The 18295-nt window shown below is 42.9% G+C and carries 20 protein-coding genes; 9 read left to right on the top strand and 11 right to left on the bottom strand.

Annotation, left to right across the window (positions count from 1 at the left end):
* Both NU887_RS04810 and NU887_RS04805 read left to right on the top strand, forming a co-directional pair.
* Window positions 1–1134, top strand: a complete 1134-nt coding sequence (locus NU887_RS04810) for a metallophosphoesterase (protein ID WP_258422225.1) — start codon at window positions 1–3, stop codon at window positions 1132–1134.
* Window positions 1135–1781: 647 nt separating this feature from the next.
* Window positions 1782–2246, top strand: a complete 465-nt coding sequence (locus tag NU887_RS04805) for a nuclear transport factor 2 family protein (RefSeq protein ID WP_258422224.1) — start codon at window positions 1782–1784, stop codon at window positions 2244–2246.
* A 320-nt stretch (window positions 2247–2566) separates the two neighbouring features.
* Here NU887_RS04805 and NU887_RS04800 read toward each other — a convergent pair whose 3' ends face one another.
* The 5 genes from NU887_RS04800 to NU887_RS04780 all read right to left on the bottom strand — a co-directional run bounded on the left by NU887_RS04800 (window position 2567) and on the right by NU887_RS04780 (window position 7122).
* Window positions 2567–2986: an organic hydroperoxide resistance protein gene (locus NU887_RS04800; RefSeq protein ID WP_258422223.1), complete on the bottom strand. Its 420-nt coding sequence runs from the start codon at window positions 2984–2986 to the stop codon at window positions 2567–2569.
* A complete protein-coding gene (locus NU887_RS04795; protein WP_258422222.1) occupies window positions 2974–3423 on the bottom strand; it encodes a MarR family winged helix-turn-helix transcriptional regulator in 450 nt (149 codons plus the stop codon). Before NU887_RS04795 ends, NU887_RS04800 begins: the two co-directional genes overlap by 13 nt.
* Before the next feature lie 252 nt (window positions 3424–3675).
* Window positions 3676–4881, bottom strand: coding sequence for a redoxin domain-containing protein (locus NU887_RS04790; RefSeq protein WP_258422221.1), 1206 nt, complete (start codon window positions 4879–4881; stop codon window positions 3676–3678).
* A 60-nt stretch (window positions 4882–4941) separates the two neighbouring features.
* The gene (locus NU887_RS04785; RefSeq protein WP_258422220.1) at window positions 4942–5802 is read right to left on the bottom strand and encodes a sugar phosphate isomerase/epimerase family protein; all 861 of its coding nucleotides are present in this window, start codon (window positions 5800–5802) and stop codon (window positions 4942–4944) included.
* Between the two features lie 12 nt (window positions 5803–5814).
* Window positions 5815–7122, bottom strand: coding sequence for a Gfo/Idh/MocA family protein (locus tag NU887_RS04780; RefSeq protein WP_258422219.1), 1308 nt, complete (start codon window positions 7120–7122; stop codon window positions 5815–5817).
* Between the two features lie 192 nt (window positions 7123–7314).
* Here NU887_RS04780 and rbsK point away from each other — a divergent pair, with 192 nt between their 5' ends.
* The 6 genes from rbsK to NU887_RS04750 all read left to right on the top strand — a co-directional run bounded on the left by rbsK (window position 7315) and on the right by NU887_RS04750 (window position 13855).
* A complete protein-coding gene (rbsK, locus tag NU887_RS04775; RefSeq protein ID WP_258422218.1) occupies window positions 7315–8223 on the top strand; it encodes a ribokinase in 909 nt (302 codons plus the stop codon).
* Window positions 8224–8465: 242 nt separating this feature from the next.
* Window positions 8466–10049: an ADP-ribosylglycohydrolase family protein gene (locus NU887_RS04770; RefSeq protein WP_258422217.1), complete on the top strand. Its 1584-nt coding sequence runs from the start codon at window positions 8466–8468 to the stop codon at window positions 10047–10049.
* A gap of 10 nt (window positions 10050–10059) precedes the next feature.
* Complete coding sequence (locus NU887_RS04765) at window positions 10060–11088, top strand: nucleoside hydrolase (protein WP_258422216.1); 1029 nt, start codon at window positions 10060–10062, stop codon at window positions 11086–11088.
* Between the two features lie 8 nt (window positions 11089–11096).
* Complete coding sequence (locus tag NU887_RS04760) at window positions 11097–12095, top strand: GRP family sugar transporter (RefSeq protein WP_258422215.1); 999 nt, start codon at window positions 11097–11099, stop codon at window positions 12093–12095.
* A 134-nt stretch (window positions 12096–12229) separates the two neighbouring features.
* Window positions 12230–13162, top strand: a complete 933-nt coding sequence (locus NU887_RS04755) for a hydrogen peroxide-inducible genes activator (RefSeq protein ID WP_258422214.1) — start codon at window positions 12230–12232, stop codon at window positions 13160–13162.
* Window positions 13163–13240: 78 nt separating this feature from the next.
* A complete protein-coding gene (locus tag NU887_RS04750; protein ID WP_258422213.1) occupies window positions 13241–13855 on the top strand; it encodes a thiamine pyrophosphokinase in 615 nt (204 codons plus the stop codon).
* Here the strand turns inward: NU887_RS04750 and prmC are convergent.
* The 4 genes from prmC to NU887_RS04730 all read right to left on the bottom strand — a co-directional run bounded on the left by prmC (window position 13842) and on the right by NU887_RS04730 (window position 17164).
* On the bottom strand, window positions 13842–14684 hold the full coding sequence (gene prmC, locus NU887_RS04745; protein ID WP_258422212.1) for a peptide chain release factor N(5)-glutamine methyltransferase: 843 nt from the start codon (window positions 14682–14684) through the stop codon (window positions 13842–13844). The genes NU887_RS04750 and prmC overlap by 14 nt on opposite strands.
* Window positions 14681–15073: a magnesium citrate secondary transporter gene (locus NU887_RS04740; RefSeq protein WP_258422211.1), complete on the bottom strand. Its 393-nt coding sequence runs from the start codon at window positions 15071–15073 to the stop codon at window positions 14681–14683. Before NU887_RS04740 ends, prmC begins: the two co-directional genes overlap by 4 nt.
* Window positions 15046–15330, bottom strand: coding sequence for a hypothetical protein (locus tag NU887_RS04735; protein WP_258422210.1), 285 nt, complete (start codon window positions 15328–15330; stop codon window positions 15046–15048). Before NU887_RS04735 ends, NU887_RS04740 begins: the two co-directional genes overlap by 28 nt.
* 73 nt (window positions 15331–15403) lie before the next feature.
* On the bottom strand, window positions 15404–17164 hold the full coding sequence (locus NU887_RS04730) for a carbamoyltransferase family protein (RefSeq protein WP_258422209.1): 1761 nt from the start codon (window positions 17162–17164) through the stop codon (window positions 15404–15406).
* A gap of 194 nt (window positions 17165–17358) precedes the next feature.
* On the opposite strand from NU887_RS04730, the gene NU887_RS04725 reads away from it, so the two are divergent.
* Window positions 17359–17604: a Kazal-type serine protease inhibitor family protein gene (locus tag NU887_RS04725; RefSeq protein ID WP_258422208.1), complete on the top strand. Its 246-nt coding sequence runs from the start codon at window positions 17359–17361 to the stop codon at window positions 17602–17604.
* A 194-nt stretch (window positions 17605–17798) separates the two neighbouring features.
* On the opposite strand, the gene NU887_RS04720 is transcribed toward NU887_RS04725, so the two are convergent.
* Together NU887_RS04720 and NU887_RS04715 are read right to left on the bottom strand one after the other, a co-directional pair.
* Entirely contained in the window at window positions 17799–18071 is a 273-nt protein-coding gene (locus NU887_RS04720; RefSeq protein WP_258422207.1) for an acylphosphatase, read from the bottom strand.
* Complete coding sequence (locus NU887_RS04715; RefSeq protein ID WP_113923717.1) at window positions 18058–18264, bottom strand: hypothetical protein; 207 nt, start codon at window positions 18262–18264, stop codon at window positions 18058–18060. The genes NU887_RS04720 and NU887_RS04715 overlap by 14 nt, the downstream gene beginning before the upstream one ends.
* Window positions 18265–18295 lie beyond the last annotated feature (31 nt).

The following is an 18295-nucleotide window of genomic DNA, read 5'->3' as shown; positions in this document are numbered from 1 at the left end:
ATGTTCCAACGATTCTTTCAAATCCTCAAAGCCCCGATTGTTTTTGTATTGCGCAAGCCGACTATATGGTTTTCCAAGAAGATTTCTTCCTCGCCGGATAGGGAATCTGTTTTCAAGCGTCTGACAGAAATATACTGGGATATCACCCAAAACTCCGAACCGGAAGAAGGTGCACTCTACAATCTCGACATGCGCAACAACAGCTTTATCATCTTCAGCGATGTGCACAAAGGGAATAGGAAAGGCAGGGACGAGTTCCGTCATGCGGAGAACAATTACCTTACTGCTTTGGAACACTATAATGAAAAGGGGTCTTTTTACATCAATTTGGGCGACAGTGAGGAGTTTTGGAAGTTCAACATTTTCTCCATCATGCAGCACAACAAAAAGACTTTTGAGGCAGAAAGGAAGTTTGTGGAGCGGAATGCCTTTTTCAAAATCTACGGCAACCATGACCTTTTTTGGAAGATTGATCCATTTTCCAAAATGTACCTCAGGGAGATTTATGACAAAGCCATCAATATCTATGGGGGCATTGTGGTCAGGGTAAAATATCTTGACGGGAGGCATGTTGACATGTTTTGTACACATGGCCATCAGGGGGACAAAAGGAGTGATGGCAATAAGTTTTCGATTTGGTTTGTGGCTTATATTTGGGGGCCTTTGCAGTCATTTTTGGATATCAACATCAACACACCTGCCCTCAGCCAAAAGGAAAAAACCCTCCACAACAAACTCATGTACGAATGGAGTCAGCAACAGGAAAATGTGGTCTTGGTAACCGGACATACCCATCAGCCCATTTTTCACTCTTACAGCCACATCCAACAGCTTCGTGCGCAATTGGAAGAGGCACAGAAAAACGGGGATGTGGATAAAGTAGCTGAATTGGAAGAAAAGATCAAAAGACACCCAAGCCAATGTACGCTTGGAGTGGCCGATTTGCCGAAATACAAGCCCACTTACTTCAACTCCGGCTGCTGCTGCTACAGCGACAATAGTATTTCGGGGATTGAGATCGCTGACGGATTTGTAAGGCTTGTCCGGTGGGCAGAGGAAGACGGAATCTCCAAAAGGGAGGTCTTGGAGGAATTGCCCTTGGATGAGATGAGGGACATGTTCATGGATAAATAAGCTCGCAAGCTCGAAAAACATAATCCCACAAAGACACTGAGACACAAAGGCAATAAGTCCCGCGAAGGCGCAAAGACGCAAAGAAATAGTGTTTCCCATTGTCCTGCTTCTCCAGAAGCTGGATAACTTATTATCTCACACCAAGTCGCAAAGCCGCAAATCAGTCGGATGGCTTCAAGCCGTCAGACTATCATTTTTCAATCCCGCAAAGTCGCAAAGACACAAAGAAAAGCCCATTGCGTCCATGGCGAAAACCTTGCGTTCATTGCGGTAGAAAATGGTTCCCACAAAGTCGCAAAGACACGAAGGAAAAGAAATTCAAGTAAGGAATTAAGTTCCCCGCAAAGGCGCAAAATCGCAAAGAAAAATGAAATAAGAGAGATTTTAAACCTTCGCAGGAGGCGGTTCAGAATGCCGGTAGAACAACCCTCATTAGTTTCTTTGTTTCTATTTTGGTAAAATAAATTGGCCCCATCTTGGTGAAAAGCCATTGCGATCCTTTGCTTAACTATAGCGTCCATTGCGGTAAAAATATCTCCCTCAAAGTCGCGGAGAAACCCCATTCCGTCCATGGCGAAACCTTCGCGGCCATTGCGGTAAATAGCACTTTATTGATTAACTTTTGATACAACTTAACTTCATACTATATGGACAATGAAAAAGTTATCCACAATTTTTACAAAGCATTTGCCAAAGGAAAAGCAGATGAAATGGTTTCTTATTACCATCAGGATATAGTCTTTGAAGATCCTGTTTTTGGAAAGCTTAGGGGCGAACAGGTCAAAAGTATGTGGAAAATGCTCATCGAACGAAGCAAAGGCAACCTGAAGGTATCTTTCTCAGATATCAAAGTGGTTAGGAATTCAGGCGAAGCGCATTGGGAGGCAGTTTATCCATTTGGTCCGTACAAAAGAATGGTCCACAACAAAATCACAGCCGAATTTGAATTCAAGGACGGAAAAATCATCAAACATAAAGACAGCTTTGACTTGTGGAAATGGTCAAGAATGGCCTTGGGAATCAAAGGCACGTTGTTGGGTTGGTCACCAATAGTCCAAAACAAAATCAAAAGCCAATCCCAATCTCTGCTAAAAAAATACATGCAGCAATAAGCAATGAATAACCATTCAAGATTGAATTGGCGATCACAAATCAGCGGAATATTATTGGTCTTCCTTGTATAGAAAATTCAATCATGTCGAAAATCTATAGCTTGGATTTTGTTTTTTCGGCTTTTTAAATCAAAAAACTATTATTCCTATCGAAGTTTTGAAATATTCGAAAGAATGTTCTAAATTCCCACGTCTTGCCGGCCACAGCTACAGTTCAGGTGGAAAATCTCATCTCAACCAAGTAAAAGTACGGAACCGTATTTTTATGGGAATTTTTCTGGGATTTTTCACCTTATTTTTTTGAAAGAGAAATTCCTGGTTTAAACCGCTTTCACCCTTACTTCGATATTTCCCTTAACAGCCTTGGAATACATGCATTGCGCATGGGCAGCCTCGACCAATTCCTGTGCTTCTGACTTGGAGGAAGCCTTTGGAATGCTGACAGCGATGTCTACTGCCAAAGCATAGCCACCTTTGTCTGATTCTCCGGTATGAACTTTCACAGTGATTTCTGAATCCATGAGACTCACTCCCTGTGCTATAGCAGCCAAAGTTCCGCCAAAGCAGGTCGCATATCCTGCAGCAAAAAGCTGTTCAGGATTGGTTTTGCCCCCGGGACCGCCGATTTCCTTTGGCATGGCCACATCAAAATCCAACATGCCGTCATCTGTCCGGACATGACCTCTTCTTCCACCTGTGTTGATGGCTGTGGCTGTGTAGCTGATGTTTATTTTTTCCATGAGTTCGTTTGGGTAAAGTCTTTGATCAGTTTTTTGGTCAGTGTTGACAAATTGGTTAACTCATTTTCTTCCCAACTGTTGAGAGATGTGCCTATTTTTTCAGGAATATCTTTTGCTTTGGCTTGAAGGGCTTTTCCGGGATAGGTAAGTTCTATCACCACTTTTCGCTCGTCACTTTCGCTCCTGTTGCGGTGGATAAGGTTGGCAGATTCCAATCTTTTGAGCAAAGGTGTGAGTGTCCCTGAGTCCAATTGAAGCTTTTCTCCGATTTGTGAAACCATCTGCCCATCTTCCTCCCACAGTACCAGCATCACCAAATACTGTGGATAAGTTAATCCTAATTCCTGTAGCGGTTCTCTGTAAGCTTGTGAAACCAACCTAGAAGCTACATAAAAGTCAAATCCGAGGTCATTTTGAAGGTTTGGTAAATTTGGCATATAGACAAGATATATTGTTCACAATTCAATTTATGGAAATATTATTTATGAACAAAAATTAATCCCACAAAGCCACGAAGACACAAAGGAAATTAATTTCAAATTGGAAATTCTTCCACCAAGTCTGAAGGCTTTTATGTTATTTATTGGACTTTGGTGGTAAAGAAAAAAAAGCCCTTCCGAATTCAGAAGGGCTTATGATACAACTAACCATTAACCAATTAACCCAATAACTATTAACCCATTAACCAATCAATAATACCTCCCAATCATAGGATGGTCGACAATTGCCCTTTTCAGTTCCAAGGCATTGATTTCACCCATTCTTGTGTAAGCCATTTTTCCTCCCGGTTCGATCAATAAGGTGATAGGGAGACTTCCGTCCCAACCGTTTTTGACCACATCGATGACGGCATATTTGTCTTCTGTGTCTATGAGATAATTGGGGACAGCGGAATATTTGCTTTGGAGAAACTTCAAGACCTTATCTTCCTGATTGGGGTTGTCCATACTCAAAGAGACAAACTGAAAATCCCTGCCCATGTACATCCTTTGGATTTCAATAAACTCGGGATATTCGATCACACAGGGACCACACCAAGTCGCCCAAAAATTGATCAGCAATAATTTGTCAGTGTCGTTTTTGAGCAGGTCAGCCAATTCGGTTGTGGATATCTTTTGGACTTCCACCGGCTTTTTCTTCCATTCCTCATTGGTTTTGATGGTGTATTCATTTTTCCAAGCCCATTTGGTGGAGCATCCAAAGGCCGGCGTGATAGACTTATCCACAGGCAGCGGTTCTCCGGCCAAAGTTTTTTCGATGGCATTTCGGAGGTCTTCTCCATTGGCCGTGCCGGGTTTTTCGGAAGCATCTATCCTGCCTGAGTAGCTGAGTTTTCTTTCTTTGTCAAATACAAAAACCTGTGGGGTAGCTGTCGGGCCATAAGCCAAGGAATATTGATGGGTATCGCCATCGTATAGGTAAGGGAAATTATACTTTTTATCCACATACCGGATCTGCATGCTTTTGTAATCGTCACTTAGGTCGGTATAGCCCAATTCTTCCGGTAAAATTCCAATGGGACTGTTTGGGGAAATAGCCACGAAAGCAACGCTTTTCCCATTGTATTCATTAACCATGTTGATAAACCTGTCCTCATAGGCCTGTGCTGTCGGGCAGTGGTTGCAGGTGAAGTTGATGACCAATACATCGGCATCTTTGAAGTTATCGATCGAGACCATTTTACCTTCTACATCAGGCAGATTGAAAAAGGGGGCTTGATCTCCGATTGCCAATTTTCCAACAGGCTGTTCCGTCATCTCCTGTGGATTGGGAGTGAATACCGTGGTGGAATCCTGTGATGTCTCTTTTTCTTCTGAGGATTCCTGTTTACCGCAAGCTCCTAAAAAAGCCATGCTCAGAACAATCAGAAATGTGGATAAGTGATGTTTTTTCATAGGTTTGGGATTTAAAAAAAGGCCTCTCCAATCGAAGAATGGGCAGGCCTTTTGACTAGCTTATTTTACATATGCCGCCTTGTTGAGGTATTCAAAGCTTTTTTGGACACTTTCGATAGGCTCATAATTGTACTTTTCAACCTCAACATAGAAATCCTTCATTCCTTGGGCATAGGCAGCCTCAAAGATGGGTTTGAAATCCATGGTTCCGCTTGCCCCGATTTCTTCTTCATCTTTGATATGGAGAAGAGGAAACCTTCCCGCATATTTATTGAGGTAATCCACAGCCGGATAGCCACCTTTTTGGGACCAATACACATCAAGTTCAAAGCAGACAAGCTTTGGATCGGTATTTTTGATCATGTGATCCATCATGATGGTTCCTTCTATTTTTTCAAATTCTCGGGAGTGGTTATGAAAACCAAACATCATCCCTGATCTTTTGGCCACGTCCCCTATAGCGTTGTAATAGTCACACCACACGTCCAATTCTGCCAAAGTCTTCGGGATAGGCATAGAAGGTTTGATGAGGTATTTGGCGCCCATCTTTTTATGGTCATCGGCAGCTTTTTTCCACCAATCCAAAGCTTCCTGCTTCTTGGCAGGATCATATTGCGGTCCGCCAACATGGGCACTTTGCAGTTTCATTCCCAAATCTTCAATGTACTTTCTGTAAAACAGCGGTTCCATTCCGTAAATCAATCCATCTTTGTAACTCGCATTTTCAAGGTGTCTGTATCCAATAGAAGATACAAGGCGTAAAGTGCCCTGAGGATCATCGGTCATGGCCTTTCGTACAGAATATAACTGCAGTCCTATTGGCTTTTTGGCAAACGGTGCAGCAAATAAATCCTTGGGGGCAAGGATACTTCCCAATGCCAACGCGCCTGATATTTTTAAGAAATCTCTTCTTTTATTCATGATATGATGGGTTTAAAGTTTATATCCGTTTTCGTAATTGTAATGCATTTTGTCGTTGGCTTCAGGATCATGTGGAAAAGTCTGGCTTTTTGGATCCCAATCCAAGGGACGACCCAATTCGGCAGCAATGTTGCCGATCGTACAGACGACACAGGTGCTGTGGCCGACTTCTACAGGGACGATCGGATCTTTTCTCTTGATGACTGAATCTATAAAATCCCAATAATGCGGTGGATAACCCAATTTGGGCAACTCCATGGTGGGCTTGAGACTTTTGTCAGAGGAATCAAAATTGCCCCTTGAAACCTTGATCCAACCCTCCTCGCCAATAAACTGAACGCCTTGCCTGTTGCCGTCAAAAGGCCCGACGACCATTTCTACTCCGTTGGCATAATGGTAAGTCAATGGTTTTCCGTCTTTGGCCGGAACGACTTTGACAGGACCGCTTCTGTCCATACCCAAGCCCCATTGAGCAATGTCAAACATATGCGCGCCCCAATCGGTCATATACCCTCCGCCGGTTTCTTTGTAAGATCGCCACGCGCCCCAAAGCTTTTCATTTTGTTCAGGTTCGAGTGAAATGGGTGGATTGAGCTTTTCATTGTAATGGAGTTCAGGCAAAGGACCCAGCCATGTTTTCCAATCCAAACCTGCAGGTATTTCTTGTTTTTCAAGGTCATAGGGAACAGGGTGTTCCGGTTGGCCGACATGGACGAGCACCTGTTTCACCTTTCCGATTCTTCCTTTCAATACCATACGGGCAGCATGTTGGAAGTTGACATCCGAGCGCTGTTGACTCCCGACGGCTAGAACAGTACCATTGGACCTAACTGCTTTGACCAATTCCTGACCTTCATGAATGGTGAGGGTAAGCGGTTTTTCGAGGTAAATATCTTTTCCGGCTTTGCAGGCATCAATCGCCATGAGGGCATGCCAATGATCAGGGGAGGCAATGACAACAGCATCGATATCGCTTCTAGCCAATAAGTCTTTATAATTAGAGTATACATCAATTTGGGGAGGCGTTTTGCCTAATTCCCCGCTGATCTTATTGACCCTGAGTTTGAATCTTTCTCTTTTGATTTCATATACATCCGCACAAGCCATTATTTCCACCCCGGGAATGCGCATCATGCCATTCAGTATTCCCATAGACTGACGCCCGACGCCAATAAATCCCAATCGAATCTGATGGATGTCGCCGGATTGGATTTGATTAGAGGCAATGCTGATTCCTGGCAAAAAAGAAAGGCCTGCAGCGCTCAGAAGTGAGGCTCCTAAAAATTTCCTCCTGGAAATTTGGGGAAAGTTTTTTTTCATTTTCTTTTGGGTTTATTGTTAATAAATACCCCTTCAAGGTAAATTTGGATTATCTCAGGGTAAATTGCTATTTTTAGATAAGCACAATATAATATTACTTTAAATCGGGCTTTCATAAAAGTTTAAACTACTATAATTCAGTCTTGGAATAGGTTAGTTTGATGAAAGCCATGTTTTCTTATTTGTAAGGTGATGGACAAAAAAAAACCCAAAATACTCGTCATCGGATCAGCCAATATGGACATGGTGATCCGAACCGATCATTTTCCTGTTCCCGGTGAAACTATAATGGGAGGAGAATTTTCATTGATTCCCGGTGGAAAAGGTGCCAACCAAGCAGTGGCTGCTGCAAGACTTGGAGGTGATGTCTGCTTCATTACCCAATTGGGAAAAGATCTTTTTGGAGACCGGAATTTAGAGAACTTCAAAAGAGAGGGAATAGATACCTCACTCATAACACAAAATCCCGATCAACCTTCCGGTGTGGCATTGATTACTGTGGATAACTCTGGCGAAAACACCATTATCGTCGCTCCAGGAGCAAATCATACACTTTCGGAAGCCGAAATTTCAAGTGCGTCCAAAGCTTTTCAGCAGGCAGATATCATTCTTGTTCAGCTAGAAATCAAATTACCTGTTGTGGTGGAAGCATGCCAAAAAGCCTATGGCTTGGGTAAAAGGGTAATCCTCAACCCAGCGCCTGCAATGGATTTGCCTGAAAGCTTGTTTCGCTTTCTATACCTTATAGTTCCAAATGAAACCGAAGCCGAGTTCTTGACAGGGATCAAAGTCATCGGCGAAGCCTCTGCTTATCAGGCGGCCTCCAGATTGCGCAACATGGGAGTCCAAAGAATCATCATTACGATGGGTGCTCTTGGAGCTTTTTTGTTTACCGATAGCTTTCAGGGAATTATACCGACTACAACAGTGGAGGCAATCGACACCACTGCAGCCGGGGATACTTTTTGTGGCGCATTGGCTGTAGCCTTGGGAACCGGGAAAAACATCCAAGATGCAGTTGTATTTGCTTTGAAGGCCGCCACACTCTCCGTGCAGAGATTTGGTGCGCAGACGTCGATACCGTATTTGGAAGAACTTTGAGAAACGAGAAGCGAGAGACGAGAAATCGGACGTCACTCTGAACGTAGTGAAGAGTCTCAGCTAAGGGAGATTCTTCACCTTCGCAGGCTTCGGTTCAGAATGACGAAATCCTCAACCCGACAACGCGCAGCAGATAACCCGACAACCATTACAACCATTACAACAACTACAACCATTATAACCATTACAACCCTACAACCCGACAACGCAAATCTGACAACCCTTCCAACCCCCCTAACCCTATGAAAACCAAATTGTGGATAACTTTTGCCCCTGTCCTTTTTGGATTGGTCTTTTTTTCTTGTCAAAAGGAAACTGTAACCGAAGTGGAAGCTCCTGCTACTTATGAAGAAGGCGCTACCATTGCCATCAGTAAAGAAAAACTTCAGGATAAAATCAAAGGAGGATGGGCAGGTCAGGTGATCGGCTGTACTTATGGCGGACCAACAGAATTCCGGTTCAACGGCACCATGATAGGCGACCATGTTCCCATTCCTTGGGATGAAAACCAGATGCTGTGGTGGTACGAAAACTCTCCAGGCCTATATGACGATGTTTACATGGACCTGACTTTTGTGGATATCTTTGAAAAACACGGTTTGGACGCTGCAGATTCCCTACACGCCTTTGCCTTTGCCAATGCGGAATACCAGCTTTGGCATGCCAACCAAGCCGCCCGCTACAATATCCTCAACGGCATGATGCCTCCGGCTTCCGGGTATTGGAAAAACAACCCACATTCCGATGACATCGATTTTCAGATCGAAGCAGATTTCGCCGGATTGATGGCGCCGGGAATGGTCAATGCTGCCGCAAACGTCGGTGACCGGATAGGCCATATCATGAATTATGGGGACGGTGTCTATGGCGGGATTTATGTGGCTTCGATGTATGCCTTAGCCTTTGTCCACGATGATATGGAATTTGTGGTGGAGGAAGCCCTGAAGACCATTCCGGCGGAAAGTGAATTTCACCAATGTATTGCTGACATTATCCGTTGGCACAAGCAATATCCTGAGGATTGGAAGCAGACTTGGTTTGAAGCCCAAAAGAAATGGACCAAAGAAAAAGGCTGTCCTGATGGGGTTTTCAAAGCTTTTAACATTGATGCCAAAATCAATGCCGCCTACATTGTCATCGGGCTTTTATATGGTGATGGTGATTATGGCAAAACCATTGACATCAGCACCCGCTGTGGCTATGATTCAGACTGTAATCCGGCCAATGCAGGAGGGATTTTGGGAACCATGATCGGATACAGCAATATTCCCGATTATTGGAAACAGGGAATCGACAAAGTGGAAAACATGAATTTCAAGTATACCACCATGTCTCTCAACAAAGTATATGAGGTCGGTATGGATCATGCGATCCAAATGGTCAAAAGAAACGGAGGCGAAGAAACTGCCGACGGCATTACCATCAAATACCAAAAGCCCGTTACCAAACCTCTGGAAATTGGTTTTGAAGGAATTTATCCCACCAAAAGGGCTTCCATCTTTAAGCCTCTGAACCAACAAAACTCCATTGTTGAATTTGCAACCACAGGAAATGGATTTGTACTGACCGGAGAGGCGGTCAAAGATGCCTCACTTCCTGACGCAGTCTTGGAGTTGGAGGTCTATGTGGATAACTTGCTGATGGAAAAGGTCAAAATGTCCACAAGCTTCCAAAGCAGGAAGCATGAGATTTTTTGGAATTATGACCTGAAGGAAGGAGACCATGCTGTCAGACTTGTAGCCCTCGACATCCCTAGTGGATACCGTGTCAATGTCAACGAGGCCATCCACTATTCCTCTGTTGATCCGGGCAATAAAAACTATTAAACCCAAAATTATGAAAAAGACTTTCCCCATTTTCCTTTATCTGATGGTTCTGCTTTTTTCCTGTACCGGAAAAGTAGAAGATACAACCGAAGAGGAAGTTTTACCTGTTGAAAATAAAGTGCGGCTCATTTATGACACAGATGCAAACAATGAGTTGGATGACCAGTTTGCCCTGATTTACCTTTTGCTCAACGGGGAGACTTTTGATCTTGAAGGCGTCACTGTCAATGCGACCAAAAGCGGCGGGGATATCAACGGACATTATGAGGAGGCAAAAAGGATCATGCAACTTGGTCTCAGTTATGAAAAGATTCCTTTATTCAAAGGGGCCAATGGATCTTTTGCCGAGATCCAGGGTACCGTCGCAAGCGGGAATTTTGATGGTCAGGAGGCGGTGGATTTCATCATCGAACAGGCAAATGACGACAATCCGGAAGAACTCATCCTACTTGCTGTTGGGAAGTTGACCAATGTCGCTTTGGCTTTGGAAAAAGACCCATCCATTGCCTCCAAAATGAGGGTGGTTTGGTTGGGATCCAATTATCCACAACCCGGCGAATACAATCAGGACAACGATACCGTGTCTATGAATTATGTGTTGAATACGCAGGTTCCCTTTGAAATGGTCACTGTCCGTTATGGTGAACCTTCAGGAACAGATGCGGTCAAGGTCACCCAAGCTGAAATCAACAGCCGCATGCCCGGTTTGGGACCACAGATAGAAACTCCGATTGTTGGCCGGCATGGGGGAGAGTTTCACAATTTTGGGGACTATGCGGTCAACTTGTTTGAGCATATCGAATACCATGGCGATCCACCTTCGCGTGCTTTATTTGACATGGTCGCGGCAGCGATTTTGAAAAATCCTGTTTGGGGAGAAAAAAGAGAGATTTCATGCCCGATCCTGATTGAAAACCAATGGGTAGAAAGGCCCGAAAACTCTAGGAAAATAGTCCTTTGGGAGAATTTTGACCGTGATGCTGTCATGGATGATTTTTACCAATCCTTTATCGATTACCAAATCGTCAATCCAAAATAATCCTTCCCATGTACATCATAGAATCTTATTCCCTAGCGGTTGTCTTTTGTATCATCACCATGTTTTGTTGGGGTTCTTGGGCCAATACCCAAAAATTGGCCGGTTCTTCATGGCGGTTTGAATTGTTTTATTGGGATTATGTCATCGGGATTGTTATCCTCTCTTTGGTTTTTGGCTATACCTTGGGAAGCAGCGGAGAGGCAGGAAGGGGATTTACCGAAGATTTGTTTCAGGCTAGCAGCAGGAGTTATTCGCTTGCCTTTATCGGCGGGGTGATCTTCAATCTCGCCAACATCCTCATCGTGGCCGCAATTGCCTATGCCGGTATGTCGGTGGCATTTCCTGTCGGCATCGGACTCGCCTTGGTTTTGGGCGTCATCGTCAATTATGTTTCCAACCAGCAGGGAGATCCTGTCATGCTCTTTTCAGGGGTGGCTTTGGTGGTAGTGGCCATAGTATTGGATGCGATGGCCTACCGGAAGCTCGCCTCGACCAACCAAAAAAACCCCAAAGTAGGATTGGTTTTGGCTTTGGTAGGTGGATTTTTGATGTCTTTCTTTTACTTCTTTGTGGCACAATCCATGTCGCTTGACTTCTCCACTCCTGAAGGCGGGAAATTTACCCCCTATGGTGCAGTATTTGTCTTTTCGATAGGGATCCTGCTGAGCAATTTTATGTTCAATACTTTCCTGATGAAAAAACCCATCGAAGGACCCGCATTAAAAGCACCGAATTATTTTGCCGGCAAGCTTCCCGTGCACCTTTTTGGAATCATGGGTGGGATAATTTGGTGTGTGGGAATGTCATTTAGCATCATCGCAGCAGAAAAAGCAGGTCCTGCCATTTCCTACGGTTTGGGTCAGGGGGCTACGATGGTCGCCGCTTTTTGGGGAGTATTTATTTGGAAGGAATTCAAAAAAGCACCCAAAGGTACGGGCAACCTGATTGCAGGAATGTTTTTGTTGTTTGTGATTGGGTTGGGGCTGATTGTCTATTCGGGAGTTTAAATTTCCTATGATGGGAAATTCCTTTTTAATTCTTTCATTTTTCAATTAAAATCAAAAGAAAAAGAATTTCACTTTAATTCCGAACCAGAAAGTGCTTTTTTGGATTCACATATTATCTCCATATAACTCCCTATATGACTATACAACAACTTGAATATATCATTGCTGTGGACAAACACAGGCATTTTGGACATGCGGCGGAGTCCTGCTTCGTGACACAGCCTACCTTGAGTGCGCAAGTAAGTAAGTTGGAGAAGGAACTTGAAGTAATATTATTTGACCGTTCCAAAATGCCGGTGATTCCTACGGAAATCGGAACACAGATCATTGAACAGGCCAAAAGGGTCGTTTCCGAAAGTAAAGGGATCTTTGAGCTTGTTTCCCAACTCAAAGGCGACATCAGCGGTGTGATCAAATTGGGGATAATTCCCACTTTGGCACCGTACCTACTCCACCGATTTATCAGGTCATTTCTTGAAAAATATCCCCATGTAAAGCTTCAGGTAGAAGAAACGATAACGGAGGAAATCATCAGAAAATTGAAAAATGATGAACTCGATCTCGGGATTGTGGCCACTCCTTTGGATGAAAGCGGGATTGTGGAAAAGCCGATGTTTTACGAAAAGTTTTTTGCATACCTGTCAAAGGGCCATCCTTTGCTATCCAAGGAAAAACTATTGGTCAAAGACCTTGAAACAGATGACATGTGGATGCTACAGCAGGGCCATTGTTTTAGAGACCAAGTATTGAATCTCTGCAGTCAGACCAAATTCGAAAGAATGAATTTCCATTATGAAAGCGGTTCCCTCGAAGGGCTGAAGAACATGGTCAACCAATATACCGGTATCACGCTGTTGCCGGAATTGGCCACAGCTTCCCTAAATGAAGAAGAAAAATCCCGCCTGAGGTCATTCAGTGATGAGACGCCCGTGAGGGAGGTAAGTATCGTGCTGACTAGGAGTTTTTTGAAAAAGAAACTGGTGGAATTGCTATACCATGAAATCTCGGCAGCTATTCCTCAACACATGACGTCCAAAGCCTATGGAAAGGTAGTCCGGTTTAAATGATAGGATTGTGGATAAATCAATTTGGTAAATAATTTTGTAATTTTCCAATCTTTCAATCTTTCAATTTTCCAATCCCTTATGTCCTCCCACCATTTTGTCAAAGAACAACAAGAGCCGGCTTTGCTGATATTGAATACTGCCGGAATCAGTTTTGAGCAGATAGCGCCCTTGTTGGAATGGGTCCCCACCATCTTGGTGGTACAGGATGAAGTGCCTGTTGTCATTTCTTGGGGCGTCAAGATTGACTTGATTTTGGCAGAAATGGATTTTCAAAAATCCCATTACCACCTACTTGAAGAACAATATCCTGTGAAGTTTTTGGGTGTGCAGGAAGAAAATTTCCTTGAAGAGGGACTTCAGTACCTGATTGCTTCCAAACATGGGGCGGTGAATATCATTGGCCTTGATCACCTGAAAGTCTTTGAACTTGAGCCGATGTTGGAGTTTTTGGATATTGTGGTTTGGGATGGTCCGATCCGTTATTTTCCAATCAAAAATGGACAGTTCAAAAAATGGTTACCAGCAACTTCACTACAACTCCACGCTCCCGAAGGGACAATATTGGAAGTGCAAACCCCTGAGGGAAATGAAATGGTTCAGGTCAAACATGCCACCTTTATCGAAGTAGAAGAAGGAACGACCATCATCAAAGGAAACGGGATTTTTTGGATCGGAGAATTTATGAATACCTGATACCCCGGATCATTCTTTGCCTTCCATTTAAGTCTTCGAAAATTTTGACTTGCTCAAATCCCAAATTTTCCATCAGTTCTTTGGTCTCCTTTCCAAAAGCCTCATTGATTTCGAAATAGATTTTTCCTCCTGATTTGAGGGTTTTCAGGGCTTTTTGAGAAATGGTTCTGTAGAACAGTAGGGGATCCTCATCATATACAAACAACGCCAAATGCGGTTCATAGGCCAAAACATTGGTATGCATCAGGTCTTTTTCTGAATGTCGGACATAGGGTGGATTACTGACAATGATGTCAAAATCTTTAAATGGAAGTTCTTCATTTAATACGTCTATTTGAAAGAAATCAACTTTGGACTGCAATAGGTTAGCATTCTTTTTGGCTATATCCAAAGCTTCCTCACTGATGTCAAGGCCTAAGACTGTTGGCGTTTTCATTTCGAGATCAAGGGTAATCGGGATACATCCCGATCCTGTTCCGATATCCAAGATATACAGTCCTTCATTTGGGTTTTCTTTGATGATCAAATGGACGAGTTCCTCTGTCTCATTTCTCGGAATCAATACGGCAGGAGAAACAAAAAATTCCCTTCCATAAAATGGCGCTTTGCCAAGAATGTATTGGATGGGCATGCCTTGCAACAGGTTTTCAAGTGCTTGAGACAGTTCCTGAGGCTCCTTATCCAATCCTTCATTCTTCAAAAGATCCATTCTTTTTTTTCCCAGATAGGCTTCAAATAGCCAAAAAACGAGGCTCTCGGCTTCCTGTTTGGGATAGAGCTCTTGTAGTCTTGCAACATAATCCTTAAAAAGCCCTTGTAGCGTTGTCATATTTTCTCTTTGCTTACATTTATAAAATTAAAAAAAACCACAGCACCAATCCCATAAAAAACGACATCAAAGATATCTGCTTTATAAATGTCTGAACAGATTGGAAGTACAAATTCAAACAATAAGGAGAAATAAGCCCATCCAATAAAGACTTGGAATTTGGTAAATACAAATGATTGTTTCATCGGATGGATCCATCTAAAAACCTGTAGCGTAATCCCAAGTACGACAGGCATCGCCATCAGGTCGTCCAAATAAGCATGGACATAAGGAATGAAAAGGTTTTGTTTTTTTTCCAGGTATTGATTGATCCAAAAAACAATACAGGGAATGATGAAAAAAGGGTTTTTGAAAATAGCCATCAGCCCGGCATCATGGCGATCAGCCAAACAATAAAAGTGATGATAGCCATATAGATGGTGTAAAAAAAGTTTCCGACAATTTTAGAGTTTTTGACAAAAGGACTGTCTGTTTCTTTGATAAAGAAAATCCATTTTTCATGGTTTGCCTTGGCTTCTTTTTCCCGGATGAGGTGATATTCCAAGTCTTTTCCCCCTAGAGATGCACCGCAGTGATCGCATGATTCGTGGATATTGTTAGTCCAAGAAGACCACTTGCCGCAGGTGGGGCATTTTTTTTCTCCCATGCCCTAAAAATAAAAAACAAATCCGTAGGAAAATGCTCTCCTACGGATTTGTTTAATTTGAGCCAATCACTTGTCATTTATAAGCGAAGCTCATTTCTTTTTTGATAGAAGAATCAGGAAGGTTTACAGTTTTCTTATGGAGAATAAAGTTGCCGATCACCAATGCATCAAGTCCTGTGGAATAAAAACACCTGATGGCATCTTTCGGGGATTCTACTACAGGCTCACCCTGTATATTAAAGCTTGTATTCAGCACGACCGGTACGCCGGTTTTTTCTCCGAGTTTTTTGATGACGTCATAATATCTCGGATGAAGTTCTTTTCTGACAGTCTGCAACCTCGCACTTCCATCCACGTGGGTCACAGAAGGGATAACACTTTGTTTGTCTTTGAGTACATTACATACTTTGAGCATAAACGGCGCCTCTACCTCTAGGTCAAAAAACATGTCTTTAGCTTCCACGATGGCCGAAGGTGCAAAGGGCCTGTAAGCTTCTCTGAATTTGATTTCCGAATTGATTTTGGCTTTCATATCAGGGAATGCCGGATTGGCAAGGATACTCCTGCTACCCAATGCCCGTGGACCGATTTCCATAGGACCTTGAAACCAGCCTATGATTTTTCCGCTTTCCAGCAATCTTGCTGCTACTTCACAGATGTCCTCATGCTGTGAATAGTTAAGTTTACAGCCTTTAAGGATTTTCTCAATTTCTTCATTGGAATAGCTTGTCCCTACATATGGGTTGAGGTGGACAAAGTTCCTTGGGTTTTTCAAAATGCCATTGTATAGGTAATAAGCCGCACCGATCGCGGTACCGTTATCTCCTGCAGCCGGCATGACGTAGACATCTTTGAATTTGCTTTCGCGAACGATCCGTCCGTTCATGACACTGTTAAGGGAAACACCTCCCGAAATGACAAGATAATTGGCTTTGGTTTTTTCGTGGAGGATTTCACAAATTTCTAAAACACGGTCTTCCAAAACCCTTTGAAAAGCAGCCGCCACGTCCATGTGGTGTTTTTTGAAGTCCTCTCCCGGTCTCCTCGGACTTCCAAAAACCTCTGAAAATTTTGGTGACAGATGAGAGAATTTCAAAGGATTATACTGCATATTTTGGAAATTGAAGTAACTCAAATCAAGTTTTACCCTGCCTTCTTTGTCGATAGAAACAATCTTTTCAACTTCCTTTTTGAAAACTTCAGGATCACCCATCGGAGCAAGTCCCATGGTTTTGCCTTCATCATAATTGGTCTTGAAGCCACAAAACTGCGTCACCGCCTCATAAAAAGAACCCAATGAATGTGGGAAGAAACTTTCTCCAAAGCCTTCGACTTTGTTGCCTTCTCCTTTGCCCAACCATGTGGTGGCCCATTCGCCGGACCCGTCTATTCCCAAAAGGGCGGCAGACTCATAAGGAGAAACAAAGAATGAACCCGGAGCATGTGAAAAGTGATGGGGAATGAAGTGCACTCTCGGGCCTAAGTTTTTTGACCCAAAGATACCTTTGTACCATTTCCAAAATCCTTTTTGTTTTCGGTATGAATGCACAAACTCATGACTGATAAAATGTCGGATAGTCTTGACATGGGTGACGCCATACAACAGCTTTTTGCCAAGATTATGGCTAGGCTTGATAGATACGGCAATGTGGTCAATGTCTTTGTACTTCAGTTTTGCAATCTCCAGACAACGTGCAATAGCCAATTCAGGAAAAAGTTTGGTATGTTTGTCACGGTTGAGTCGCTCCTCCTCGATAGCAGCGACAAGCTTTCCGTCTACTACAATGCATGCAGTAGAATCATGAAAATAATAATTCAGGCCTAGTATAACCATAAAGAATAAATTGGGCGTATAGTGGGTGATATACGGATTATAAAATAATTTGGGATTGAAAAATAGAAATAAAAATCAAAAAAAATCTCTTTTTAATCCAAAAATTTTTCTAAAAAAAACCAAAGATAGTTTTCCAATTACAAGTCGCGTTTTCCTTGGTAGGAACGTCTTGGGTTTATTCTAATCAATATGCTATGAAAAAGATTTTCCCTTTAATCCTCACATTTTCAGCCATCATGCTTTTCTCCTTTCAATGCGAGGAAGTCAGTCCGGCAGAGAGAATTATCGATGGATGCATCGATACTTCCAAGATAAATACTTCCGCCGCCTGCATCATGCTATATGATCCTGTTTGTGGCTGCGACAAAAAAACTTATGGGAATAGCTGCGTCGCTATTAACGCCGGTGTTCTTTCGTATACCCAAGGCGCCTGCAACTGAAGTTTCTTTTTTTTCCTTCCGGGTTCCTAACGACCAACACAATAAGTTAAGGTTCACCGGAAGGTTTTTTTTATGCTTTTTCCCTCCGGATTTTAAGATTTACGGAGAAGGTTTGATAGATCGATTATTACTTTTATTTATCAACCTCCGGCAATATAATCTGGCAAAAATGAAAAAAGTAATTTAAAAGAAACTCACCTTAGAATCAAAAAATCAGCATGGTTGAAAACTTCACCATCTGATATTTCAAGAAACTCAACTTTGGCCAAGAGAGGTCCATTTCTCAGCCATTCTTCCATTTCCATCATAGCAGAAAGATTACCTTCCATTTCTACCAGGACGGACCCATCCGGCTCATTTTTCACCCAACCTTTAATCCCCAGCTCCAAGGCTTTTTGTTGGGTACTTTTCCGAAAGAAAACGCCCTGAACCCGGCCTGAAACTTTGATTTGCTTATTGATCTTCATACCATTTTTCTTCGAAAGTAGAGGTTACTTCCACATCTGCGGTAAGTACCCTATACACCATCCAAAGAACCAAGGCCGGCGAAAAAGAAAATACAAACAGTATCAAAGAAGTGGCAAGGTTGACCTGAATGGCTGTCACATAGACGATCAAAACCGCGGTCACCAAATAAACAGGAAAGAGGTAGTTTTTCATGGCTATCAATGTTTTATATCCTGATAACAAA

It is taken from the genome of Aquiflexum gelatinilyticum (assembly GCF_024741135.1).
Classification (GTDB): Bacteria; Bacteroidota; Bacteroidia; order Cytophagales; family Cyclobacteriaceae; genus Cognataquiflexum; species Cognataquiflexum gelatinilyticum.
This window is presented reverse-complemented; position numbering and strand designations above follow the sequence as displayed.